26 protein-coding genes are annotated in these 24,709 nt (G+C 57.2%); 11 read left to right on the top strand and 15 right to left on the bottom strand.

What is annotated here, in order from left to right:
• The first annotated feature begins 155 nt into the window (after positions 1-155).
• The 6 genes from KO499_RS13925 (at position 156) to KO499_RS13900 (ending at position 6,784) form a co-directional block, all read left to right on the top strand.
• Positions 156-971: an ABC transporter ATP-binding protein gene (locus KO499_RS13925; protein WP_215984355.1), complete on the top strand. Its 816-nt coding sequence runs from the start codon at positions 156-158 to the stop codon at positions 969-971.
• On the top strand, positions 971-1,849 hold the full coding sequence (locus tag KO499_RS13920; protein WP_215984354.1) for a branched-chain amino acid ABC transporter permease: 879 nt from the start codon (positions 971-973) through the stop codon (positions 1,847-1,849). Before KO499_RS13925 ends, KO499_RS13920 begins: the two co-directional genes overlap by 1 nt.
• A gap of 1 nt (position 1,850) precedes the next feature.
• Complete coding sequence (locus KO499_RS13915) at positions 1,851-2,894, top strand: branched-chain amino acid ABC transporter permease (RefSeq protein ID WP_215984353.1); 1,044 nt, start codon at positions 1,851-1,853, stop codon at positions 2,892-2,894.
• 64 nt (positions 2,895-2,958) lie between these two features.
• Positions 2,959-4,167, top strand: a complete 1,209-nt coding sequence (locus KO499_RS13910) for an ABC transporter substrate-binding protein (protein WP_215984352.1) — start codon at positions 2,959-2,961, stop codon at positions 4,165-4,167.
• 8 nt (positions 4,168-4,175) lie between these two features.
• On the top strand, positions 4,176-4,985 hold the full coding sequence (locus KO499_RS13905) for an ABC transporter ATP-binding protein (protein ID WP_215984351.1): 810 nt from the start codon (positions 4,176-4,178) through the stop codon (positions 4,983-4,985).
• Positions 4,982-6,784, top strand: a complete 1,803-nt coding sequence (locus tag KO499_RS13900) for an AMP-dependent synthetase/ligase (protein ID WP_215984350.1) — start codon at positions 4,982-4,984, stop codon at positions 6,782-6,784. Before KO499_RS13905 ends, KO499_RS13900 begins: the two co-directional genes overlap by 4 nt.
• A gap of 12 nt (positions 6,785-6,796) precedes the next feature.
• On the opposite strand, the gene KO499_RS13895 is transcribed toward KO499_RS13900, so the two are convergent.
• Positions 6,797-7,117 carry a hypothetical protein gene (locus KO499_RS13895; protein WP_215984349.1) on the bottom strand — a complete coding sequence of 107 codons (321 nt, stop codon included), beginning with the start codon at positions 7,115-7,117 and terminating at the stop codon, positions 6,797-6,799.
• Between the two features lie 155 nt (positions 7,118-7,272).
• On the opposite strand from KO499_RS13895, the gene KO499_RS13890 reads away from it, so the two are divergent.
• Positions 7,273-7,560, top strand: coding sequence for a hypothetical protein (locus tag KO499_RS13890; RefSeq protein ID WP_215984348.1), 288 nt, complete (start codon positions 7,273-7,275; stop codon positions 7,558-7,560).
• Between the two features lie 64 nt (positions 7,561-7,624).
• Here the strand turns inward: KO499_RS13890 and KO499_RS13885 are convergent, their stop codons facing one another.
• The 10 genes from KO499_RS13885 to KO499_RS13845 all read right to left on the bottom strand — a co-directional run bounded on the left by KO499_RS13885 (position 7,625) and on the right by KO499_RS13845 (position 17,156).
• Complete coding sequence (locus tag KO499_RS13885) at positions 7,625-9,550, bottom strand: methyl-accepting chemotaxis protein (RefSeq protein WP_215984347.1); 1,926 nt, start codon at positions 9,548-9,550, stop codon at positions 7,625-7,627.
• 231 nt (positions 9,551-9,781) lie between these two features.
• A complete protein-coding gene (locus KO499_RS13880; RefSeq protein WP_323133349.1) occupies positions 9,782-10,030 on the bottom strand; it encodes a sulfurtransferase TusA family protein in 249 nt (82 codons plus the stop codon).
• Positions 10,014-10,139, bottom strand: coding sequence for a hypothetical protein (locus KO499_RS19845; RefSeq protein WP_266100645.1), 126 nt, complete (start codon positions 10,137-10,139; stop codon positions 10,014-10,016). The genes KO499_RS13880 and KO499_RS19845 overlap by 17 nt, the downstream gene beginning before the upstream one ends.
• Positions 10,136-11,311, bottom strand: coding sequence for a formate dehydrogenase subunit gamma (locus KO499_RS13875; RefSeq protein WP_215984345.1), 1,176 nt, complete (start codon positions 11,309-11,311; stop codon positions 10,136-10,138). The genes KO499_RS19845 and KO499_RS13875 overlap by 4 nt, the downstream gene beginning before the upstream one ends.
• Before the next feature lie 87 nt (positions 11,312-11,398).
• Positions 11,399-12,007, bottom strand: a complete 609-nt coding sequence (fdh3B, locus tag KO499_RS13870; protein WP_215984344.1) for a formate dehydrogenase FDH3 subunit beta — start codon at positions 12,005-12,007, stop codon at positions 11,399-11,401.
• A 15-nt stretch (positions 12,008-12,022) separates the two neighbouring features.
• Positions 12,023-14,908 (bottom strand): molybdopterin-dependent oxidoreductase, encoded by a 2,886-nt coding sequence (locus KO499_RS13865; RefSeq protein ID WP_215984343.1) that lies wholly within the window; start codon positions 14,906-14,908, stop codon positions 12,023-12,025.
• An 88-nt stretch (positions 14,909-14,996) separates the two neighbouring features.
• Positions 14,997-15,188 carry a twin-arginine translocation signal domain-containing protein gene (locus KO499_RS13860; RefSeq protein ID WP_215984342.1) on the bottom strand — a complete coding sequence of 64 codons (192 nt, stop codon included), beginning with the start codon at positions 15,186-15,188 and terminating at the stop codon, positions 14,997-14,999.
• A gap of 41 nt (positions 15,189-15,229) precedes the next feature.
• Positions 15,230-15,841 carry a TorD/DmsD family molecular chaperone gene (locus KO499_RS13855; protein WP_215984341.1) on the bottom strand — a complete coding sequence of 204 codons (612 nt, stop codon included), beginning with the start codon at positions 15,839-15,841 and terminating at the stop codon, positions 15,230-15,232.
• 110 nt (positions 15,842-15,951) lie between these two features.
• Positions 15,952-16,578 (bottom strand): DUF3306 domain-containing protein, encoded by a 627-nt coding sequence (locus tag KO499_RS13850; protein WP_215984340.1) that lies wholly within the window; start codon positions 16,576-16,578, stop codon positions 15,952-15,954.
• The gene (locus KO499_RS13845) at positions 16,578-17,156 is read right to left on the bottom strand and encodes a DUF3305 domain-containing protein (protein ID WP_215984339.1); all 579 of its coding nucleotides are present in this window, start codon (positions 17,154-17,156) and stop codon (positions 16,578-16,580) included. The genes KO499_RS13850 and KO499_RS13845 overlap by 1 nt, the downstream gene beginning before the upstream one ends.
• 141 nt (positions 17,157-17,297) lie before the next feature.
• Here KO499_RS13845 and KO499_RS13840 point away from each other — a divergent pair, with 141 nt between their 5' ends.
• Genes KO499_RS13840 through KO499_RS13825 form a run of 4 tightly spaced genes read left to right on the top strand, consistent with a single transcriptional unit; the run spans position 17,298 to position 21,317 of the window.
• The gene (locus KO499_RS13840; protein WP_215984338.1) at positions 17,298-19,277 is read left to right on the top strand and encodes a 4Fe-4S binding protein; all 1,980 of its coding nucleotides are present in this window, start codon (positions 17,298-17,300) and stop codon (positions 19,275-19,277) included.
• Between the two features lie 17 nt (positions 19,278-19,294).
• Complete coding sequence (locus KO499_RS13835) at positions 19,295-20,143, top strand: Mrp/NBP35 family ATP-binding protein (RefSeq protein WP_215984337.1); 849 nt, start codon at positions 19,295-19,297, stop codon at positions 20,141-20,143.
• Positions 20,140-20,844: a biotin/lipoate--protein ligase family protein gene (locus tag KO499_RS13830; protein WP_215984336.1), complete on the top strand. Its 705-nt coding sequence runs from the start codon at positions 20,140-20,142 to the stop codon at positions 20,842-20,844. The genes KO499_RS13835 and KO499_RS13830 overlap by 4 nt, the downstream gene beginning before the upstream one ends.
• Complete coding sequence (locus KO499_RS13825) at positions 20,841-21,317, top strand: DUF6505 family protein (RefSeq protein WP_215984335.1); 477 nt, start codon at positions 20,841-20,843, stop codon at positions 21,315-21,317. The genes KO499_RS13830 and KO499_RS13825 overlap by 4 nt, the downstream gene beginning before the upstream one ends.
• Here KO499_RS13825 and KO499_RS13820 read toward each other — a convergent pair whose 3' ends face one another.
• Genes KO499_RS13820 through KO499_RS13805 form a run of 4 tightly spaced genes read right to left on the bottom strand, consistent with a single transcriptional unit; the run spans position 21,318 to position 24,529 of the window.
• Positions 21,318-22,595: a molybdopterin-binding protein gene (locus KO499_RS13820; protein WP_228339956.1), complete on the bottom strand. Its 1,278-nt coding sequence runs from the start codon at positions 22,593-22,595 to the stop codon at positions 21,318-21,320. It abuts the gene before it with no gap.
• Positions 22,592-23,083 carry a molybdopterin-guanine dinucleotide biosynthesis protein B gene (gene mobB, locus KO499_RS13815; RefSeq protein WP_215984334.1) on the bottom strand — a complete coding sequence of 164 codons (492 nt, stop codon included), beginning with the start codon at positions 23,081-23,083 and terminating at the stop codon, positions 22,592-22,594. The genes KO499_RS13820 and mobB overlap by 4 nt, the downstream gene beginning before the upstream one ends.
• Positions 23,080-23,667, bottom strand: a complete 588-nt coding sequence (gene mobA, locus KO499_RS13810; RefSeq protein ID WP_215984333.1) for a molybdenum cofactor guanylyltransferase MobA — start codon at positions 23,665-23,667, stop codon at positions 23,080-23,082. Before mobA ends, mobB begins: the two co-directional genes overlap by 4 nt.
• On the bottom strand, positions 23,660-24,529 hold the full coding sequence (locus KO499_RS13805; RefSeq protein WP_215984332.1) for a formate dehydrogenase accessory sulfurtransferase FdhD: 870 nt from the start codon (positions 24,527-24,529) through the stop codon (positions 23,660-23,662). The genes mobA and KO499_RS13805 overlap by 8 nt, the downstream gene beginning before the upstream one ends.
• Between the last annotated feature and the right edge of the window lie 180 nt (positions 24,530-24,709).

Below are 24,709 nucleotides of genomic sequence, written 5' to 3'. Positions count from 1 at the left end.
AATGTTGCCTGAATGAACTACGTTTAATCCGGATCGGGGTTAACCCCGGCGATAAGAAAAAACAAAAATTAGAATCATCTTCGGGCGTGAGATGGGTATTCACAGGGTGTGTTCACTGGCCTGTGTGCCCGGCGTCAGGGGTGCCGGGAGGTAACGTGAGCATCCTAGAGATAAGCAACCTTTCTCTGTCGTTTGGTGGTGTACGGGCGTTGCAGAACGTCAGTTTCCGTGTGCCAGAGAACACCGTAACAACCATTATCGGCCCGAACGGTGCCGGTAAGACCTCGCTTTTCAACTGCATCTCCGGTTTTTACAAACCGCAGCAGGGAACCATCCGATACCAGGAGCAGCTACTTCCGGGGAGTGTCAAACCGCCCAGGCGAGCGGCACTTGGACTGGCCCGAACCTTCCAGAATATTGCCCTGTTCCGGGGTATGACCGTGCTCGATAACATCAAGCTGGGCGCTCATGTCCATATGAAAAGCGGCCTGCTCAGTGCGCTGGCCTATTTTGGCCCGGCCCGGCGTGAGGAGATGGCCGTCCGCAAGGAAGTGGAGGAGCGGATTATCGATTTTCTGGAAATTGATCATATCCGACGCCAGCCTGTGGCGAACCTCTCTTACGGCCTGCAGAAACGGGTTGAGCTGGCCCGGGCGTTGGCTATGCAACCCAAGGTGTTGATGCTGGACGAGCCGGTGGCCGGCATGAACCGGGAAGAAAAAGAGGACATGGCCCGCTTTATTCTCGACATTCGGGAAGAGTGGGGCGTCACGGTACTGATGGTTGAACACGATATGGGCATGGTGATGGATATCTCAGACCATATTGCCGTGCTGAACTTTGGTCAGGTGATTACCGAAGGTCTGCCGCAGGACGTGCAGAACAACCCTGAAGTCATCAAGGCGTACCTCGGCAACAGCGATATCGACAGCCTGCGCAAGAAGCTCAATGCCGAGGAGGAGGCCGCCTGATGGATTGGTTGTTCTTCGGTGAAATCAGTCTGGCCGGGCTGGCGATGGGCGGGCTGTATGCGCTGATCGCCCTCGGCTTTGTGATCATCTACAAGGCAACGAGGGTCATCAACTTCGCCATTGGCGAGATCATGATGTTTGCGGCCTACCTGTTCCTGGCATTTGCCGGTGGTATGGAAATGTCACCATGGATTGCCCTGCCGCTGGCAGTCATTGGCGGCAGTATTCTTGGTGGCGTGATCGAGAAGACCATGATCAGGCCGATGTTGGGGGAGTCGCCGATTTCCGTCGTGATGGTGACGATCGGTATCGCCAGTATCCTGGTAGGTCTGGTGGAATTCATCTGGACGGCTGACCCTCAGCTGTTGCCCAATTTCCTGCCTCGCGAGCCGGTCTTTATTGGTGAATTGTACCTGGCGCCCAAAATTGCCTACGGCTTCCTGATTGCTTCTGTCCTGTTGATCATCTACCTGCTTTATTTCCGGTTCTCCAGGGGTGGCGTGGCTCTGAGGGCAACCGCGTCGGATCAGGCGGCGGCCTATTCCATGGGCATCAATGTGCGCCGGGTATTCAACATGGCGTGGGTGTTTGGCTCCCTTGCCGCATCGCTGGCTGGTGTGCTGGTAGCAGCCACCGGTGGGCTCAGTCCGCAATTCGGGATCATCGGCCTGAGTGTCCTGGTGGTGGTGATTGTCGGGGGGCTGGACAGCATTCTCGGTGCCCTGGTGGCTGGTGTGTTCATCGGCTGGCTGGAGACAGTGGCGGGCGCCTATCTGGGAGGCGAGTACCGGATGCCGGCGACGTTTCTGGTGCTGGCGGTAATCCTGGTGATCCGTCCTTATGGCCTTTTTGGCACCCACGAAATAGAGCGAGTGTAAGATGCGCATCGGTGACGCAAAACAGAGTTATGAGGCCGATGAGGCAATCTGGACCAGCCCGACCCAGAAGGTTTGGCTGGGGCTTTTCCTGCTGATTCTTCTGATATTCCCTTTCATTGTGGACTCCTATCTGCTGTACCTGGGGTGTCTTGTTGGCATTGCCGTTATCAGTACCACCGGTCTTAACATCCTGACCGGTTTTACCGGGTTGATTTCCCTGGGGCAGGCCGGGTTCATGGGTGTCGGTGCGTACACTGTTGCCTGGCTGTCGATCAATACCGCCCTGCCATTCCCGGTGACACTGGTGCTGGCTGGCCTTATGGCCGCCGCCGTCGGCATTCTGGTCGGCCTGCCCTCGCTTCGCGTCAAAGGCCTGTATCTGGCCATTGCTACCCTGGCGGCGAGTGTATTCCTGCATTTCATCTTCGCCGAGTGGGAAGCGGTTACCGGGGGAATGGGCGGTCTGAGCCTGGAGCCTGCACACCTGTTCGGGATGAAGTTCCAGAGTGATTTCATGATGTATTTCATCATTGTGCCATTGGCAGTGCTGATGGTGCTGGCAGCCCGTAACGTGTTCAGGACCCGGATTGGCCGCGCCTTTATCGCTATTCGTGACCGGGATATTTCCGCGGAGATCCTGGGGATTAACCTGCTGCGCTACAAACTGATGTCGTTCGCGCTCAGCTCGTTTTATGCCGGGGTGGCGGGCGGGCTGTTCGCTTATTTCTACCGCGTGGTTACGCCCGAGAGCTTTCCGCTCTCGATGTCCATTTTCTATCTGGCGGCGGTCATCGTGGGCGGTATGGGCAATCTGCTTGGGGGCATTCTCGGCGCGGCCTTCATGACTCTGGTACCGGAAGCCCTGAAACTGCTGACTGCCGCGCTGACCCCTTTCTATCCCAACGCTCCGGTGTTCATGTCGCCGATGCTGGAAATCATTTTTGGTGCCCTGATCGTCGGTTTTCTGATATTCGAGCCCCATGGCCTGGCGGAGATCTGGCACCGTATCCGCCGTTTCTTCCGGCTGTGGCCGTTTCGGAATTGATCGTGTTTGAGCAAGCTTTTTAACCGTGCAACACCAACAACAAGAAGCAGCAAGGAGAAGAAACATGTTCAGAAACATCCTCGAAAAAGGTCGCCGGCTTGCCGGGCTTGGTAGCCTGGTCGCTGCGCTGACAGTCGCCGCCCCAGCGATTGCACAGGATAAGGAGCCCATCGTGTTTGGCGGCTCCATACCGCTCTCCGGCGTCTTCGCCTTCGCCGGAATTCATATCCACGCGGGTCTGACTGACTACACCAGCTGGATCAACAGCCAGGGAGGCATCAATGGACACCCGGTGGAATATGTCATGGAAGATACCGCCTACGAGGTGGACCGTTCGGTCGCGGCCTTCAAGAAGATCTCCGGGAGCAGTTCCCCGGCCACTTATTACGGTGACAGCACCGGCTTTATGAAGGCCATTGCCTCGGAGCTGAACAGCCAGGGCAACACGCTGATGAGTGGCGCGTCGTTCGCAACCGTGCTGACCGACAACGAAAACTATCCGTACCAGTTCATTCCCGGGCCCAACTACAGTCAGATGTTCGGGATCATCCTGGAATATATTGCCTCTCAGGGTGAGGGCGGGGACATGCCGAATGTGGCGTTTGTCTACAGCGATACCGAATTTGGCAAGGACCCGATAGAAAACGGCAAAGCCCGTGCCGCCGAGCTGGGCATCGAAGTGGTTGAAGAAATTGTCACCAAGCCCGGTAGCGTGGACGTATCTGCCGAGGTGTTGAAGCTGCGCCGGGTGCGTCCGGATTACGTGGTGTTCCACGGCTACGTGCTGTCACCGATCAACGAGTTCATGGTGCAGATGCGCCAGATGGGTCTGGACACCCAGTTCATGGGCACTTTCTGGTCTTCGGACAAGCTGATCATCGACAAGATGGGGGCCGATGCAGACGGCTACATGGGCGTGATGCCCTACAACTACTACGACAGTGAAGAGAGCGGGCCAGTGCTGGATGCCCTCCGGGCCCAGGCGGAGAAGAGTGACCCCGAAGCCGGCTACCGTCCTACTGGCTACATGCAAGGCTGGTTTAACGCCATGGTCTGGACCGAAGTGGTCAAGCGTACCCTGGACGCGGGTAAGGCACTGACCGGAGACAACATGGCAGAAGCGCTCGCGTCCATTGAGGACTGGGATACCGGTGGCATTATCGGCATCCCGGTCACTGTGCGGGACATGTCGTTCCCGGTTGGCCGTATCTGGCGAGTGAATGCCGAGGCAGGCCGTTACGAGCCGGTTTCAGACTGGATTCACCTCGACTGAGGGGCTGTATGGAAGCCTTACTGGAAATTGACAACATCGAGGTGGTCTACAACAAATCGGTGCAGGTCCTGCGGGGCCTGTCGCTGAGGGTGCCGGAGGGTGCCATTGTGGCGCTCCTCGGTTCCAACGGCGCCGGCAAATCCACCACACTGAAAAGCGTCTCTGGCCTGCTGACTCTGGAAGACGGGGAAGTGACGGCCGGTGAAGTGCGTTTCAGGGGCAAGGATGTAAAGGGCACCCCTCCCGAGAAGCTTGTGCGTAACGGCCTTTTCCATGTGATGGAAGGCCGCCGGGTGTTTGAAGACCTCACGGTAGAAGAGAACCTGATTGCCGCCACCTACGCACTCAGTGGCAGCAAGCCGTCCCTGACCGACAGCTACGAGCTGGTTTACAACTATTTCCCGCGCCTGAAGGAGCGCCGCAAACAGTTGGCAGGCTACCTGTCTGGCGGTGAGCAGCAGATGCTGGCCCTCGGGCGGGCATTGATAGCCCAGCCGGATCTGATCATGCTGGATGAACCATCACTGGGCCTGGCGCCCCTGCTGGTAGAGGAAATCTTCACCATTGTGGCCCGGATCAATCGTGAGCAGGGCACGGCCATTCTGCTGGTGGAGCAGAATGCGGCGGTGTCGCTGGCGATTGCCTCCTACGGTTACATCATGGAGAACGGCAAGATTGTGATCGACGGGCCGGCGGAAAAGCTCACCGCCAACGAGGATGTACAGGAATTCTATCTGGGTGTCGGTGGCAAGGAAGGTGAGGCCCGCAGTTATCGCGATATCAAGCACTACAAACGCCGTAAACGGTGGCTGTCATGACAACATCTTCCCTACCTGACCTGACCCTGACCCAGATGCTGCGGGCCCACGCCAAAGAGCGGCCGGATGCCCTGGCGCTCCGCCAGAAAGACTTTGGTATCTGGCAGGCCTATTCCTGGCGGGACTACTACGAGCGAGCACGGCATTTTGGCCTCGGACTTCGCGCCATGGGGCTGGAGCGAGGTGGCCATGTGGCCATCATTTCCGAAAACCGGGTGGAGTGGGTGATCGCCCAGATGGGCATTGGCCTGGTTCGGGGTATCTGTGTGGGTGTCTATCCCACCAGCCCCTGGAATGAAGTGGCCTACGTTCTGGAGCACAGCGATGCAGAGTTTGTCGTCTGTGAGGATCAGGAGCAGACCGACAAGGTGCTGGAGGCCTGGCCGGATCTGCCAAAGCTGAAGCACTGCATTGCCATCGATATGAAGGGCTTGCGTTCCTACCCGGAACCGCCTGCCGCGTTTGATGACATTGAAGCCCGCGGAAGGCAATACGAGGAGGCGCATCCCGAGCTGGTGGATCAATTGCTGGATACTCAGCAGATGGATGATACCGCTCTGATGATCTATACCTCCGGCTCCACCGGCCGACCCAAGGGTGCCATGATCAGTTGGCGGAACCTGCATGCAGCCGCGCCGGGACTGATTGAGCTATTGGGTGCCGACGAAAACGGATCCAGTCTCTCCTACCTGCCGCTATGCCATGTGGCCGAGCAGGCGTTTACCAATATTGCGCCGGTCTATGTAGGTAGCACCGTCAGCTTCGGTGAGAGTCTGCGAACGATTCAGGAAGATTTACGGGAAATTGCGCCGACCTTTTTCCTGGGCGTACCAAGAATCTGGGAGAAACTGCACTCCTCCATTTACATCAAGATCCAGGAAACCGGGCGGGTCCGGCAGGCGTTGTTCAACTGGGCGCTCAGGGTGTGCTCTCCCATGGCGGTCAAGCCGCGGTCGCAATGGAATCTGAAGGAGAGGTGCACATACAGCGTCAGTTACTGGCTGGTACTTCGTGCGTTGCAGAATTTCATCGGCTTGCGTCGATGCACGATCGCACTCACCGGTGCGGCCCCTATTTCGACAGGGATCCTCGAATTCTTCCGAACCATCGGTATCCCTCTGGTGGAAGTCTATGGCCAGACTGAAAGCACCGGCGTTGCCACCGCCCAACGTCCTGATGATGTGCATCTGGGAACCGTGGGTGCAGCTATTTCCGGTGTCGAGGTGAAGCTCGGAGAGTATAACGAGATCATCATGCGCGGTGGCAGCATGTTCCGGGGCTACTACAAAAATGAAGAGGCCACCGTCTCGACCCTAAAAGACGGCTGGCTGCATACCGGCGACGTGGGTGAATGGCGAGACGGTCAGCTCAAGATTGTGGACCGATTGAAAGACATCATGATCACCGCTGGTGGCAAAAACCTGTCACCCACGGAAATTGAGAACACCATCAAGGCCAGCCCTTACATCAAGGAATGCATTGTTATCGGCGAAGCCAGGAAGTTTGTTTCCGCGCTGATCCAGATTGACTTTGATACGGTGGCCAAGTGGGCGGAACAGGAGCGGATTGCCTACACCACCTTCCGGAGCCTGACCGAGCAGGAGCGGGTGAACGCACTTATTGAGGCTGAGGTGAACAAGGGCAACGATCGGTTGCCACAGGTGGCGCAGATCAAACGCTTCCATCTGCTTGGCAAGGAGCTGGACCACGACGACGATGAAGTGACGGCCACCATGAAAGTGCGCCGGAGTAACATCTACGAGAAATATACAGACGTGATTGAATCGCTTTACGCGTAACAGAGGCTGGCGTCAGAAACGGGCGCCTTCTTCCACCCGGACCCGCTCGAGGTAGTGGGTCAGGGCTGCGCTTAGCACCGCGAAGATCAGGAACAGCAGGATGCCCTTGGGCACCAGGGCGTGGATTTCCGGATTGGGGGCGGTGCTGGCGGTCACCAGGATCAGTCCCAGGATGTTGCGCGCCAGGCGCATGGTCAGCAGGGCACAGAGATACCCGGACTGTAATGCCGACTCAGCACCCTTGATTAACCGGCCGAAGGCAGGCATCAAATGCACGGTGTTGAACAGCAGACCAGAAAAAATAAGTAATTGAATAACGCTGTAAATGGTCATGACCAGAGACTACCAAACGACACTGCTGGTTAAGAAACGGGCAAAATTATCGCTGATTGAGCGAATTTAATCCAGTTCAGGGCCGGGTTGCGTTTCGGCTTTTCTTTCTTGAGGATAGGGGCAAATACTCGCTGGTACATCAAAGGAGGCATTCCATGTCACTGAAAGATGAACTGATCAGAAAAACCGAAGCGCAACTGGAAGAATGGGAGAAGCAAGCAGATTCCCTGAAAGCGAACGCCAAAGCCAAAGAAGCTGAGGCTGAGAACGAAAAGGCCAGCGCGGATATCCAGCAGAGTGCCTCGGATACCTTGCGTTCAATCGAAGACAAGATTTCTGATGGCCGCAAAAAACTGAATGAGTTGAAGCAAAGCGGAGAAGACAACGTAGATTCACTTCGCGAGCAGTTGTCTGATCTTATCGGGCCGGGAGACAAGCGTTAAGGCTGCATGGATCGGGGTAGTCCTACGTATGACCCGTAGATCCTACCCCTGATCAAGATGCTGGTCAGGTTCTGTAGGCATCAAGCTGTGATTGCAATTGTTCGGTGAGGTTCTTCAGTACCTCTGCTGCGTCATTGGTTGATGCCGCGTTCTGTTGGCTACTTCCGGCCATCTGGCGGATGTGCTCCAGACGCTGATTAATGTCCTCTGAAACCTGACTCTGTTCTTCGGCTGCGCTGGCCATTTCGATGTTTGTGTCCCGGATACCACGGACACTTTCCCTCAGGGCCTCAATCGCCTCGCCGGTTTCCCGGATCATTTCATTGGCTTCAGAAGCGTACTTGCTACCGAGATTGATCACTTCGGTGACACTGCTGACACCTTCCTGCAGGTGTTGGATCTGGTCCTGGATCTCCTTGACGGATTCCTGAGTGCGGCTCGCGAGATTGCGGACTTCGTCCGATACAACCGCAAATCCTCTGCCATGCTCACCGGCCCGTGCAGCTTCAATCGCCGCGTTCAGGGCAAGCAGGTTGGTCTGTTCTGAGATGTTTTCAATCACCGCCAGGATGCTGCCGATATTGTCGGAGGCGTCTTTCAGAGAGGCACTGGTCTGAACGGAGCGCTGATTATTATCGAGCTGGCTCTGAATGGTGGCCGTTGTCTGACCAATCAATGATTGCCCATTCTCGGCCAGGCCATCGGCATCCCTGGCAATGCTTTCTGCCCTGGAGGCACTCTCGGCAACGTTCTGTGCCGTTGCCGTCATTTCGTTCATGGCCGTGGCTACTTGCTCTGTTTGTTCTGTCTGGCTTGTGACCACAGAGGCGGAATCAGCGGCAATGCGTTTCAGATCACCAGAGGCGTTGCCCAGGCTTTCCGAGAACTTCTTTGTGTCTTTGATGGTCGCCTGCAGCCGGTCGAGCAAGCGATCGAAACCCTGAGCCATCAGACCCAGTTCGTTTTTGCTTGTGGAATTAAAGCGGACGGTCAAATCCCCTTCACCGCCGGCAATATCGTTGATTGCTTCAATCATTTCCCGCAATGGGCGGGAAACCACCAGTTGCGCCAGGAAACTCAGACAAACGATAAGAACGAGCCCGCCAATCAGGATCGCAACGATGGCTCCGAGGGTTTGAGTGCGGACCATGCCAGAAACCTCGTCCTCGGAATAGCCGGCAACGATCTGATAGCCCCAGGGCTCGAAAGCGGTCCGGTTCAGCATCCATGTCTCAGGTTGTGCGTCCAGAATGTCCTGTAACTGCTCGGCCGGGATTGTGTCCGAGTGCATGCGGAGTCTGTTCTTGTCGTCGAGAAGGCCAATGAACCCTTCGTCAAGCAGGCGAGCCGAGGTGATGGCTTCCTGGAGCTCCTCAAGATCCGCCGAGTAACCGACATACCAGATACCAATGATCTGGCTGGAGCTGTTTCGAATCGGGCTGTAGGCCGTCAGATAGGGATTTCCGAGAATATCCACCTGCCCGAAGTAGGCTTCGCCCCGACTGATGGCCTTGCCAGCAGCGCCACTCATATTGAGCTTTGTTCCGATGGCCCGTGATCCGTCATCTTTCTTGACGTTGGTTGATACCCGGATGAAATCTTGCCCATCGCGCACGAACAGAGTGGCGGTGCCACCCATTACCGTTGTTACACCATCAACCAGGTCAAAATTGTTGTTCACGAGTGTGCTGCCGAGAAACAGGGCGGGTGTTGGTTGTCCGGCAACGGTTTCCTGACCGTTGACGGTTGCCTGCCCCAGCCGGTTTCCCCTTTCAATGAGCAGGTTCAGAGAATTATGAACGCGTTTTGACATCAGATTGTCGGTAACGGCCAGAATGCTGCTGATCTCATCCGTCAGATCATCACGGTTCTCGAGCACCTCTGAGGTGATCGAATTCTGGGTATCAATCGCAATGAAAGCACTTGCGACCAGCGCAATGACAAAGAGAACGATGGATATGGAGACGATAAACAGCTTTCGGATGGACATGTCCACTCCTTTGATGGGGGTCAGCAGCCTGTACAACAACGATTAGCCTGGGTGGAGAAGACGCGATACCTTTCAGATTGTATTAACGGCAAGAATTGGGGAGCCGTTAAGTGCCAATGGGCATAAGGATATAGCGGATAGTTTTTCTGGAGTGTAAGACTCATCTGCCCAAAAGATCCGGGGGCAGGTTTCGGCTGGACGCGTTTGCACAGGATCGAATCGTTGGGGCGCTCATGCCAGACAAATACGGTAACGGGTGACGCCTGCACCCTCTTCCCTGATCCACTCAATCCGATGGCCGGTGATTTCACACAAGGCTTGCAAATCCTGACGGCCGGTAGGGTCATCGGCAAGAAATTCGACCTGTGTTCCGCTGGGAAGGTCTTTGGTGCGTTTTTTGAATCGTAGAATGGGAAGAGGGCATACCAGACCGATTGCATCGATCTGGTATGCCTCTGATTGCTCAGTCAAGGCGGACACTCTCGGCACTTGTCTGGTCTGCTGAGGACCAGCCAAACTGGTTCAGAACAGCGGGAGCTGTATAAGCAATAACAAGTGCTGCGACAAATGCAGAAATCATGACCTTCATGATGACGAGTCTCCTTTGCCTTGTTTGGCCTCGACTTCCGCGACCCACAGGTCATGGTGCTGGCGAGCCCACTCAAGATCCACCTGGCCGTTGCCCATGGCGTCGTATGCACCTTCCATTCCGACTGTGCCGATATAGATGTGAGCGATGATGGCCAGCATCATCACAAACGCGACGATCGAGTGCCAGAGGTTGGCGTATTGCATCTCCTCATGCGGAGTGAGATTGGTTGGCAAGCTGGTGCCCAGAACGCTGTTCACGAACCCGAAGGTGTCGGAAAACATCGGGATCTGGAACGGAAACAACAGTGACAATCCGGACAGAGAGACCGAGGCGCCGAGTAGCATCACTGTCCAGAAAACAACCTTCTGCCCCGCATTGAATTTCTTTGCATGGGGGTGAGATTTGGTGAAGATGCCGCCACCCACTTTGATCCATTGCCAGTCCAGCTTATTGGGAATGTTATGTGTGACCCACATGATGAACGTCATCACCAGTCCCAGCATAAAGGCCCATGCGATGTTGTTGTGCAACCATTTGGAGCCAGCCGCGAGGGTTGCAAAGACCTCTGGTCCCAGTACTGGGATCAGGAAGCTACGTCCCATCAGGGTTAGTAGGCCGGTCAGGCCCAGGGCGATAAAGGAACCTGCCAGCAGCCAGTGCCCAAATCGTTCGATGGCTTTGAATCGCTCGATGGTGGTGCCAGCGGGTCCGCCTTCGATCATGATTTTCCCGCGCACCAGATAGAACACCAGAAGCAACACGATAAGCCCGAGAAGCGCGCCGCCGCCATAACGGATGACGGGGCCTTCACGCAGCTTGTACCAGGGCATGCCGCCGTCCTGAATCAGAACGTTCGCCGCCGGTCCGCGGGACTGTGTACGGATATCGGTCTCGTTGTAGCGAATACCGCGCCAGTTTTCGGCGTCAGAAACCCCGCCCCGGCTACCCAGTTGATCTGTGGTCGGTGCTGCGTTGGCCGGATTGCCCGTGTTCTCTGAGCGAAAACGTTCGTCAACCTTCATCTGTTGCTGACGAGCCATGATATCTTCCAGGGTCTGCGCGCCCCCGGTAGCGGTGCGATCAACCTCGGGGGCATCCTGTGCCCAGGCAGGATTAATCAGCAGCATCACCAACATCAGACTGGCGACACTCAATAGTCTTTTAGTCATCAGAGCACTCCAGCGGAAATCTACAAGAAGAATTTACTGCCTCGTTGCATGCCAGGGCCCAAAGGGCCCTGGCATGCACAGGTCGGTTTATGCACCTTTCTTCTCGTAAGCTGTGCCCCATCCCCAGGCGCCGGAACCGAAACCACGATTCACCACACGCTGGCGATAGATGTCCGCCACCTCGTTGCCGTCGCCGGCCAACAGGGCTTTGGTTGAGCACATTTCCGCACAGATCGGCAGTTTACCCTCCGCAATACGGTTGCGACCGTACTTGGAGAACTCGGTAGCTGAATTGTCTTCCTCAGGGCCACCTGCACAGAATGTGCATTTGTCCATCTTGCCGCGGCTGCCGAAGTTGCCCGCTTGCGGGAACTGGGGCGCACCGAACGGACAGGCATAGAAGCAATACCCACAACCGATACACAGATCTTTGGAGTGCAGCACTACGCCGTCTTCGGTCTGGTAGAAGCAATCCACCGGGCAGACGGCCATGCAGGGCGCGTCTGAACAGTGCATGCAGGCTACCGAGATCGAACGCTCACCAGGCTTGCCATCTTCGATGGTGACCACGCGTCGGCGGTTAATGCCCCAGGGGACTTCATGTTCATTCTTACAGGCCGTTACGCAAGCATTGCATTCGATGCAGCGTTCGGCATCGCAAAGGAATTTTGCGCGTGCTTGTCCTTCAAGTGCCATGGTCTACACCTCTTGTTATGCCGGCATAATCGAACACAGGGTGGCTTTGGTCTCTTGCATCTGCGTGACCGAGTCATACCCGTATGTTTGAACAACGTTTGTAGATTCACCCAGAACGTAGGGGTCAGAGCCCTTGGGATATTTATCCCTCAGGGATTTACCTTCCAGGTGTCCGCCGAAGTGGAACGGCATGAAGGCGACACCTTCGCCAACACGTTCCGTCACCAATGCCTTGACCTTGATGCGACCGCCTTCCGGTCCGGATACCCAGACGTCCTTGCCATCGCGAATGTTCAGGTTGTTCGCATCCCGCGTATTCACCTCAATGAACATTTCCTGCTGTAGTTCTGCCAGCCAGGGGTTGGAGCGGGTTTCGTCACCGCCACCCTCGTACTCGACCAGACGGCCGGAGGTCAGAATGATGGGGAAATCCTTGCTGAAGTCGTTCTTCTGAATGGACTCGTACAAGGTGGGGACACGCCAGAACGTCTTGTCGTCGTACGTGGGGTAGTCTTTGACCAGATCGCGACGAGTCGTGTACAGAGGTTCGCGGTGGATGGGGACCGGATCCGGGAAGTTCCAGACCACGGCCCGGGCTTTGGCGTTACCAAAGGGCGCACATTCATGCTTGATGGCTACGCGCTGGATACCGCCGGAAAGGTCGGTCTTCCAGTTTGTCTTGGGCCCGGCGACCGCGTCGATGCTGGCGCGCTCTTCAGCGGTCAGGTCACCGTCCCAGCCCAGATCCATCAGCATCTGCATGGTGAATTCCGGGTAGCCGTCCTTGATATCGGAATTCTTGGAGTAGACGCCGTCGGCCAGCAGGCTTTCACCATTGCGCTCAACACCGAAGCGGGCGCGGAAGGTCAGGCCCCCCTTGGATACCGGCAATGACAGGTCATACAGGTTGGGCGTTCCCGGGTGGTTCATCTCCGCGGTGCCCCAGCACGGCCACGGCATGCCGTAGATGTCGCCATCGCAAGGCCCGCCATTTGCCCGAAGCGTGGTCCGGTCGAAGTGATGCTGGTACTTCATGTGTTTCTGAAGCCGCTCTGGCGATTGCCCTGTGTAGCCGATGGTCCACATGCCGCGGTTGAATTCGCGGGTGATGTCCTCAATTGAGGGCTCGTCGCCTTCAATGGCAATGTTGCGGAACATACGATCGGTAAAACCGAATTTGTCCGCAAAGAGCTTTATGATTTCGTGATCGACTTTGGAGTCAAACAGCGGCTCTACAACCTTTTCACGCCACTGGATTGAGCGGTTTGAGGCCGTGACTGAACCGTAGGTCTCGAACTGGGTCGTTGTCGGCAGCAGATACGCACCGTCTTTACGGTCGTGCAGTACGGCTGACACCGTCGGGAAGGGATCCACGACGACCAGAAGGTCGAGTTTTTCCATCGCCTCCTTCATCTCGAGCATCCGGGTCTGGGAGTTGGGCGCGTGGCCCCACAGCACCATGGCCCGGGTGTTATCAGGCTGATCCAGGTTTTCCTTGGCTTCCAGAACACCATCAATCCAACGAGATACAGGAATACCCTTCTCGTTCATCATGGCTTTGGATTTGCCGTTTTTGTCCCAGGTTGCGAACCGGCCTTTCAGATAATCCAGGTCTTCTTCCCAGACTCTTGCCCAATGGCCCCAGGCACCTGCGCTCAGACCATAGTAGCCGGGCAGGGTGTCTGCCAGAACGCCCAGATCGGTAGCGCCCTGAACGTTATCGTGGCCACGGAAGATGTTGGTGCCACCACCGGCAACGCCCATGTTACCCAGTGCCAGCTGCAATATGCAGTAAGCGCGGGTGTTGTTGTTGCCATTGGTGTGCTGGGTACCACCCATACACCAGATAACGGTGCCCGGACGGCTGTTGACCAGGGTGCGGGCGACACGCTCCAGTTGCGCTCCCGGTGCACCGGTTACACGCTCCACTTCTTCCGGATTCCAGCGTTTTACTTCTTCACGGATCTCGTCCATGCCGTATACGCGGGTGCGGATGAACTCTTTGTCTTCCCAGCCGTTTTCGAAGATGTGCCAGAGAATACCCCACACCAGGGCAACGTCTGAACCCGGGCGGAAACGCACGTATTCGTCGGCATGTGCAGCGGTACGTGTGAAGCGTGGGTCGCAAACGATGAGCGGGGCGTTGTTTTCTTCCTTCGCTTTCAGGATGTGCAGCAGCGATACCGGGTGCGCTTCGGCGGGGTTGCCACCAATCAGGAAGATGGCCTTGGACTTGTGGATGTCGTTGTACGAGTTGGTCATTGCGCCGTAGCCCCAGGTGTTGGCTACGCCAGCTACGGTGGTGGAGTGACAGATCCGGGCCTGGTGATCGACGTTGTTGGTGCCCCAGTAGGCGGCAAACTTGCGATACAGATAGGCCTGTTCGTTGTTGAACTTGGCACTACCGAGCCAGTAAACCGAGTCAGGTCCGCTTTCGTCGCGGATCTGCAGCATCTTGTCGCCGATTTCATTGATGGCGGTGTCCCAGGAAATCTTCTTCCACTGGCCGTCGACCATCTTCATGGGATGTTTCAGACGACGCTCATTGTGAGCGTGCTCGCGAACCGCAGCCCCCTTGGCGCAGTGAGAACCCATGTTGAAAGGGCTATCCCAGCCCGGCTCCTGACCAGTCCATACGCCATTTTCAACCTCGGCTTCAACGGTGCAGCCGACCGAGCAGTGCGTACATACCGATTTCTTGCGAACAACTTCGCCGCCGCCAGTCGAAGGGGTCGCTGCTTCAACCCGTCCCGACGTCAGCGACAATGCCGCCATGCCACCCACTGCAACGCCGGAGGCCGCCAGAAATTGACGACGATCCAGAGTCTTGGCAGTGAGAGATGAAAGCAAAGAGCCTGCACGGGGGCCTTTCGCTACCCCGTTGGTCTTCTTCCGTAACATGTCTCATACCTCTCTCATTTTTATTCTCGTTTTTCTGGAGGTGTGATCATTCAAGAGCATCACGCAACCTTGAATGAATCACGCTTCCTCAAAAGCGAGCCGATTCGAAATATTTGCGTGTATGTTCTGTGTCACGCAGGCCACGGCTTTTCGGGACGTCTTTGGTGACGACCTCGGCTGCGGCGTTCGGTGCAACCGTCATTGCAACGGCAGCCGGAGCTGCAGCTGCGGCCATTTGCAGGAAACGGCGACGGCTGTTTTCACGCTTCGGGTTGTCCATCGGACTTCTCCCCCTGGGTTAAGAGATCGTTCAGATCCCGGTTACTGAATTGCAAAAGCGTCTGTCTCTACACTTATGAAGGCCCGCCCCAACGATCCCACAGGTGCGTAGAAGACCGCGCTTTGCGCTTCTTCCAAATCTGTAAAAAACAAGGCTGCCCACTTGGCTATATGGGCTTCGAAAAACGCTTTCTGCGAAGAAAGGCCGCTATCGCAGGGAAACTCGCCGGTAATGATGCCCGCCATGATCTCGCACAGCGTGCCGATATGATCTTCGGGCTCTTTGACATCGCTGCGGGCCTGGATGCCACGGGACATTAAATCCGTGCGCAGCTCTGCCAGGGGCTTCTCGTTCAGAAATCCGGTGAGGTAATAGCTGGCGTATGGCAGCAATTCGCCACGGCCGAGGCCAACGAACAGGTTGTTGTACTCCCGCTCGGCATCGAAAGGATTGGTGCGTTCGGCAAGTGCAGCCAGGTTTCTGGAGGCCGCTCCCAGAGGGGTGTCGTCGCCCTGCAAAGAGGCCAATCCTTTTAGCAAGTCAGCCGAAGGCGGGCCGGCAAGCAGGACGCCCAGCAGCTGATAGATCTGGGCCCGGGCACGATCCTCATCGGTGATCGAGCGCGGACACTGGATTTCCGCAGTGTTACTCAAATGGTGTTCCTTCCAATTATTATTTGCGGTCTGTCTCACTATTCTAGTTCATATTCAGGAATAATTTCCTCAAATACGTGTCTGTTACCGGCTAGCCTGATGGCATTCTGTCAGTGGTCAAAACGCATCCGGGGTCGATAGCGCGGTTCCGGCGTTTCCTCCGACTGGTGACTCTCGTTCTGAATCAGCGAATGATCCGGAAACTGTGCCCGTGGGGCGGTGTGTTCGGAGTCAGCGCCAGCATCTGGCTCCGGGGTTTCAGCGACTGGCTGAACAACGTCTGGGCTGGGGGTGTCCGTTGGGGGTTCAGTCTGGCTCTTGAGCACGCCGTCGGCATCTCTGGCTTTCTCAACCAGGCCCTGGCCTACCTTGTACACGGTTTTCACGGTCTGACCGGCCGTGGAGGCCAAAGTGTAGTCCTCGTCGTAGTCATTCAGTCCGTCCAGTACCGCAAGAACCGGGTTGGATCTCCAGAGTCCTCGCAGGGCCTTGCGGCGCAGGAGTTCTGGAATCTCTTTTCGCATGAATCCGGTGATGTCTGTGCCAAGCTGGATGCTTTCCGGATCAGGAAGGCCGTATTTTTCCAGCAATTCGTGTTCCGGCAAGGCCTCGTTGATGGCAAGTTCCTGCTGTTCCGGCGTCGGCTCTGACTCAGTAACCGCAGGCGGAGACTGCTCAGTGCGCTTACCGGCTTCGGCTTTTTTACGCGCCCAGCGCTGCAGACGTGATTCGGCCATTACTGAATTCTCGGCTTTTTGATGTTTGCGGGAGCGCGGAAAACATCACTTTCCTGACGTATGCGGGGGTCGCCTTTGGCATCTTCAATGCCATCGACACGAATCTCGTCACGACGTCGTTTCTTGAACGGTTCTTCGATGTAGTGCTTGTCGATGAATTCCTTGATCCAGGCCGCCATGGACTCTGGAATCGGGACCGCTTCAACGATGCTCTCGCCACTGTCCAGAGCATCCAGTGCTTCGTGGGCGCTGGCCGTGATTGTGCTGACAACCCATCCGGAAGGCGACTGGCTCGTTACATCTCTGTCCAGGATAATCCAGGCCGAAGGGACGGCCATGTTCAGGGATACCAGATAGCCCTCGACATCGGCACGGAACAGCTCCATGGTGACCGTGCCCGCGTGAAAGTCGACAATCTCGCCCTCGCGAACCATTTCTTTCCAGAAGGCATCCGGTGCTCCCGGGATCACGGCAACCGGTTGCCAGATGTCACGGGCCCAGCGGGTCACGCCCGGTGACCTGCGAACAACGGCGCCGACCCTTAATTCGCGTCTCCAATCCTCTGTCCGACTGTTCATGCTTATTCTCTTCGTGTTATCGCTTAAAACTAACAGGAGCCAGACAATTATCCAATTGTTCAAAAGTAAATGCCTGTGGCATGCTCGCAAAGCGATACAACTGCGTATACGTAGAAAAACAACGTAAGAGTCAAACTCCTGATGACGGCAACCAAGACCCTACTGTTATGTAGCTGTGACAAATCACAGTCTTTCAACCCGCAGACACTGCAGAAGGCCGCGGCAGCCGAGCAGGTAATTGCAGTGGATCAACTGTGTGGCAAGGAAATGAGTATGGCCGCTGAGCATCTGGCTGCCAACAACGATGTGCTTATTGCCTGCGGTCAGCAAGCCGCTTTGTTCGAGCGACTCGCCGAGGATGTATACGCTGAGATTCAACATTCGGCGCCGCTCAGTACTATCGATATCCGGGATCGGGCGGGTTGGAGCGCGCCCAACGCGAACCCGGGGCGCATCCACGCCAAGCAGGCAGCCCTGATCGCCGCCGCCCAGCTACCGGCACCGATAGCCCCGGCGAAAACCATTCAGTCCAGCGGAGTGTGCTGTATTGTCGGTCCGACGGAATCGGCGATAAGAATGGCAGAGCTGGTTCAGGATGAGCTGGGTGTCACCTGTATTGTTAGTGATGCCGGTCCCATACAGCTGCCGTCCGCCGCCTACGATGTTGCCAAAGGGCAGCTCACAGGAGCTTATGGCGCGCTTGGTAATTTCAGGCTGGAATTTGCCCACTTGCAGACCCTGCATCCGGCCGGGCGAGGTGAACTGGGTTATGGCGAAGCAAAACCCACCGCCCGCAGTGAGTGCGATGTGTTTATCGACCTTCGCGGCGGCGCGCCGGCGTTTCCCAGTCATGAAAAGCGCAATGGTTATTTCTGGGCTGACCCGGACAAGACCGGGGAATTGGAGCGAATTGCCCTGACAGCCCGGGAGCGGGTTGGAGAATTCGAGAAAACCGTATATTTCAGGCTCGAAGAGTCCCTGTGCGCCCACTCGCGGGCGAACAAGCCCGGATGTACCCGATGTCTGGATGTGTGTCCCACCGAGGCCATTTTCTCGGCCGGGGACCACATCCAGATTGATTCGGATATCTGTGCCGGGTGCGGATCCTGCGCTGCGGTCTGTCCCACATCTGCAGTGACCATGAATGAGTCCCCGTTTGAGGCCCTGACCAGGGCCGTGGACGTGATGGCCAGGGTCTACCGCGAGCACACCAACGAGTCTCCCCGCCTGGTTTTCCATACGCTGGGCGCTGGCACCGAAGCCATTGCCAACCTGGCCCGGTACGATGATGGCCTTGCGGATGATCTGATCCCGATGGGGCTGGAGCACGTTGACCGGATTGGCCATGCCGAAATCATGGCGGCGTTCGGAGCGGGCTGCGCCGAGGTTCTGATCCTGGCGGATAACGAGACAGACCGGCGGGCAGTGACTGCAGAAGTCGAGCTCGCCCAGGCCATGCTCAAAGGGACCCACAACGCCCCTGGCCGGGTGCGGGTTATTTCCGCTATTGAGTTGTGCGCCGCCGGTGACAATGCCGGACGAGTGAGCGAGCCGGTGTTGCTGGTCGGGGGGCGCCGTGACATCACGCGGGTGACGGTTGCCGCGATGTCCGAAAACGTCGAAGAGCCGATTCCGCTCCCCGTGGGAGCACCGTATGGCGCGATAGCCATCGATTCCGATAAATGCACTCTGTGTCTGGCCTGTGTATCGCTATGCCCAACCGGTGCCCTTGGTGACCATCCGGATCGTCCGGAGGTGCAGTTCACGGAAAACGCGTGCGTTCAGTGCGGTATCTGCGACAGCACCTGTCCGGAAACGGCCATCACCCTCAAGCCTCAGCTGGATGTGTCCAAGGCGGCATTGAGCGCCCGGGCTCTGCATGGTGAAGATCCGTTCGAATGCATCAAGTGCGGAACGCCGTTTGGTGTTGCCAGCACGATTAACCGAATCGTCGAGAAGCTCGAAAACCAGCACTGGATGTATAAGAACTCTGATAACGTTCAGCTCATCAAAATGTGTGACGACTGCCGGATCAAAGCCCAGTTCCACGGGGACGGCGCACCTATGGCGGGCGGTGATCGTCCCCGGATCCGCACCAGTGATGACTATCTGGACAGCTAAAAACAACAGGACACAGCATGGTTGAGTACACCGAAGTAGGAAAAAAACCGAACCTGATCGGAACCGATGCCCCCCGGCCTCAGGACAAAAACCCCAGGGGTGTTGATCGGATCATTGCCATCGCCTCGGGCAAAGGTGGCGTTGGCAAGTCCACCGTGTCGTCCAATCTGGCCGTTGCCCTGGCTTCAAAAGGTCTCAAGGTTGGTCTTCTCGACGCCGATGTGTACGGCCCGAGCCAGCCCCGCATGCTGGGCGTTTCCGGCCGTCCTTCCAGCCCGGATGGCAGTACCATTCTGCCCCTGCGCAATCATGGCGTAACGCTGATGTCTCTCGGGCTGATGGCGCCGGATGATGAGGCCATTGTCTGGCGTGGGCCGATGTTGATGGGCGCCCTGCAACAGATGATGAATCAGGTGGAGTGGGGACGGCTCGATGTGTTGCTGGTGGATCTGCCACCGGGAACCGGCGATGTTCAGATGACCCTGAGCCAGAAATTCTATGTTGCCGGGGCGGTTGTGGTCTCGACGCCTCAGGACATTGCACTGATGGACGCCCGCAAAGGCATTGATATGTTCAAGCGGATGGACGTTCCGCTGTTCGGTCTGATTGAAAACATGGCCTCGTTTATCTGCGATGGGTGTGGCAAAGAACATCATCCGTTCGGACACGGTGGCGCGCGGGCGGAGGCTGAAAAACTTGGGTCCCCATTCCTTGGCGAGATCCCGCTGGATCTCGATATCCGGATCGGCTCCGACGGTGGCGTCCCGATTGTGGTGTCGAAGCCAGACAGTCCTCAGGCGCAGGCTTTCCAGCGTATTGCTGATGAAATTGTTGCTTCTGACCTCTACGCCCGGGCTGTTCAATGATCGAGTCACCCCAGTTTCCGCCGTTACTCACCGGAGAAGTGGTGCCAAGGCATACGGATCCGTTTGACAAGGCCGTCAGCCGGGCTATCGCAGGTGTTGATTCAGGTACGGTATTTTACTCCGAGGCGGCAGATACCTTGCGGGCCGCCCTGGTGCTAGCGCCTGAAACGCCTCTGGAAGAGGCGATTCAGGCGGTCTATGTTGCCGAGATCGGGCTGGCTGAGAGCCTGGGCGCGCTGGCCCCGCCCGAAGTGCCTGTGCACTTTCAATGGCCCGACCGGATCAAGGTTAATGGCGCCCTCTGCGGCAGTGTTCGTTTCGCAGCGGATGTTTCGGACCCCATGGCGCAGCCCAACTGGCTGATTGTTGGCATCGAGGTGCCGTTCAGCAGTATGAGCAGCGAGCCGGGAGAAAGTCCGAACGAAACCTGTCTCTATGAGGAAGGCTGCGTCGATATTGCCCCCATGGCGTTGCTGGAGAGCTGGTCCAAGCACACGTTGCTGTGGCTGACCTACTTCATGGACAGCGGCTTTGAGCGTGTGCATAACGAATGGCGGCCACGCTGTGACACTCTGGGCAAGATGATCGAACAGCCCCGGCCGGGCATCTTTGTTGGCCTGGATGAAAAAGGCCGGATGCTGTTGCGTCAGGATGTCATGACCGAGACATTGAGCTTGATTGAATTCGCGGAGCACCTATGAAGCTGGCCCGAACCCTGCAGCTGGATATATCGGACGAAAACGTCTTTGAAAAGCCCGCACCCAGTGGCGAATGGGCGATCTCCGGCGGTTTCGAGTTTTCCAACTGGACCGACGCAAACCTGACCGGCAAGGCCCGTCAGGCATTCAGCAATGGCTGGTACAGCGTGGAGTCTGGTGGCCGTGCCAGTTTCGTTGGTGTGTGCAATATCACCGAAGCCGAACTGGAACAGTTACGCACGACGCTGGCCCAGACGTTTGTCGACCACTACGGCGCGCCCAGTATCGACGCAGCCTATCCGGTCGCCTGTGAAGAGATCGACCAGATGCGCAGCATGTGCGAGGACTTCGAGGACAACACTCTGCTGATGGTCAGTCGTACGCTGACCGAGCTGGGAGTCGAGGAAACCTACCGCTCCCGTGCCCCGCAGGATGCGTCACTGGAGGCCTTTGCGGTTCACGGTAGTGTCGACTGACTAGAGCCCGAAACTGCCGTAGGGAATGAAGCGTACGGGAGTTCCCGGTTCGATCTGCCGGGCGCTTTCATCCAGTTCCACCAGTCCCTCGGACCAGGCCAGACCGGTGACCCGGCCGGAACCTTCTGAGCCGAATACCTCAACCTGACCATCCCTTGTCCGTGCCCGAAGCATCTCACTGCGTCCGGGTTTTTTGTTCTTCGAGAAGTTGGCCGGCATGACATAGGCCTGGGGTTCGAACCATTCCCCTCCGGCCAGTAATGCCATGGCCGGTGCGCCAAATCGCAGGGCGCAGACCCAGGCCGCCACCGGATTGCCTGGCAGACCTAACACAGGCGTTCCCTGGAACATGGCGAGTGCCAGAGGTCGGCCAGGTTTGATGGCGATGCGCCAGTTGCTGATATCGCCGTGCGCTTTCAGCATTTTCGATACATGATCCTCGTCACCGGCAGAAACACCGCCGCTGGTCAGGATCAGGTCGCACTGTTCAGCGCCTCGCTCCAGGGCCGCTTTGACCTCTTCGGCCCGGTCCGGCGCATGACCCAGATCCACCAGTTGATAGCCGAGTTGTTCCACCAGGGCACTGAGCATAGGGCGGTTGGCATCGTAAATCTGCCAGTCGGTAACCGTTGAGCCGACTGGCTTCACCTCGTCACCCGTAGACAAGACACCAATACGGAGCCTCTGATACACCTCAACGGATTCGACTCCGACGCTGGCCAGCACGGAAATCTGGGTGGGCGTCAGACGCGTACCCGCCGCCAGAATCCGATCCTCGGCCTTGATGTCCTCACCGGCTTTACGTGCATTGGCGCCCGCTTTCAGCGTGCCGTTCAGCTGCAGGTGACCATCGATAACCTCACAGTCTTCCTCCAGGACCACGGTATCCGTACCCGCCGGAATAACCGCGCCCGTCAGAATCCGGATAGCATGACCGTCAGGCACGATGCCCGTGTAAGGCTCCCCGGCCGCACTGCGGCCATCGACGAGAGGCAGGGTGCAGGGCACCTCGGTTAACGGCCCTGCAAACGCATAGCCATCGACCGCGGAATTGTTACTTGGCGGATGAGCGCGAGGTGCATGGACATCACGCGCCAGTATCCGCCCATTGACCTGTGACAGCGGAACCGGGCGATCGACCCCCACCACAGGGTGCAGGCGTGAGCGCAACCGTTCCAGAGCCTCGTCGACGGGTGTCCAGTTGACGCCGGGGGGCAGGGCAAAACAGTCATTGCGAAGCGGGTTCATTGCTTTACCGTTATTGTGAGTACTGTTCATGTTTGTTCAGCATTCAGAATGAAGTCAGCCATGCCGGGGACATCGTCCGGATCAAAAATGGGGCCGGGAAAGTCGGCGGCATAGTCGGCGGCCAGAGCGATAATGTTGGCATCTTCCGGGTACAGGGGGGGGCGGGAGTTTTCCTGCCTGTGTATCTCAATTTTGGGGTGCGAATGGCCCTTGAAGCCCTCGACCACCACCCAGTCAGAGGGGCCCAGACGGGTCAGTAATTCGTCCAGCGTCGGCTCTTCGGCGCCGCGGAGCTCATGCATGATGGCGAATCGCTGCCCGCCAGCCAGGATAACCTCGCGCGCTCCGGCATCGCGATGCTTGTAGCTGTCAGTGCCGGGCTGGTCTATGTCGACCGCGTGATGGGCGTGCTTGATCGAGTTGACGGTTAATCCTCTGGCGGATAACTCGCGAATCAATGCGCTGGCCAGAGTTGTTTTCCCCGAATTTTTCCAGCCTACGATGCCGATAACGTTCACTTCAGATGTGTCTCCGCCCAGGCCAGATCTTCCGGCGTATTAATGTTGAAAAAGTCGTTTTCAGCAAACACCACCAGTGTCTCTCCCTGGGCCTGTGTCCACTGACGAATCTTGCGAACACCGTTGTTCAGGGCGGAGCGCAGATCGTGCCGCAGTGCGACCTGCCAGCGGCCAAAGGTCGGTTGAGGCAATCGCCCGCGTTCCGGGTCCGGGGTGGCTGCCAGTACCACCGGAGTATCATATTCGGCCAGTCTTGCAGCCAGATCCCGAGGAAAGCATGGCGTATCCGCAGCGACGCTGATCAGCCATTCATGACCCTGCTCGGCGGCCCAGTCCATACCCGCGAGCACGCCAGCCAGAGGACCCGGGAAATCACCAATCGAGTCGGCCACCACGGGCAGGCCCAGATCATCAAACCGGCTCAGATCCCCGTTGGCGTTCAACACGACAGCGTCGACCTGTGGCGTGATCTGATCGATGACTCGCTCGATCAGTGACTGATCGCCCAGCATCAATCGTCCTTTATCACCACCGCCCATCCGGTTGGCCTGGCCGCCGGCCAGAATGACGGCACATTCAGTCATGGTCAGCCCCTTTTCGACGCAATTTCCTGTCTTCATCAGGAACCTGCGACAAGTCCTGGTCGAACACCAGGCGGTGCTGTCCGCTGAGGCAGGTGAATTTCTTGCCGCGCATCCGTCCGATCAGCGTCAGGCCCACCTGGCGAGCAATATCGACACCCCAGGCGGTAAAGCCGGAGCGGCTGATCAGGGTCGGAATGCCCATGAGCGATGTCTTGATGACCATCTCCGAGGTCAGCCGCCCGGTGGTGTACAGGACTTTGTCGGCCGCGGAAACGTTGTTCAGGTGCATCCAGCCTGCGATCTTGTCGACGGCATTGTGACGACCGACATCCTCCATATAGGCAAGGATTTCCCGGCCCTGGCACAGGGCTGTACCGTGAATGGCGCCGGTTTCCATGTACAGGCTGGGCGTGTGGTTAATCTGGTACGAGAGATCGTAAAAGGTGCTGGTGTGCACCGGTGTGTCCGGTAATGAGAGGCCTTCGAGCCCGGCCATCATGTCACCAAACACGGTGCCGACGGCGCAGCCGGAGGTCCGGGTTTTCTTCTCCAGTTTGTCTTCGACATCGGTTACGCCCGCTGTGCGCACCACGACGACTTCAAGCTCTTCATCGAAATCGATCCCCGTGACCTGATCGCTCTGTTTCAGCATGCCCTGGTTCAGCAGGAAACCGAGCGCCAGGTACTCCGGGTGATCACCGATGGTCATTGCCGTGACGATCTCCTGACTGTTCAGGTAGATGGTCAGGGGGCGCTCTTCGATGACACTGATCGACTTTGATTGACCGGTTTCATCAACACCATCGACAGTACGGGACAGTCGAGGATCTTTGGGATTGGGGAACAGAAGGTTAATGGTCATTTTGTTATAGCCGTTTCATGGACGCCGCAGAACCGAATATTGACGGACAATGGCAGAGATTAGCCTATTTGGCATTCAGGAAAAACAGAGGCTGCCCCCCAATAAAAAAACCCCGGTATTACCGGGGTCAGGTCGGGTCAGGGTAAACGGGGCTGAATCAGAAGACCCAGGCCCCTTCGG

Source organism: Marinobacter sp. F3R08 (genome assembly GCF_018860425.1).
Classification (GTDB): domain Bacteria; phylum Pseudomonadota; class Gammaproteobacteria; order Pseudomonadales; family Oleiphilaceae; genus Marinobacter.
This window is presented reverse-complemented; position numbering and strand designations above follow the sequence as displayed.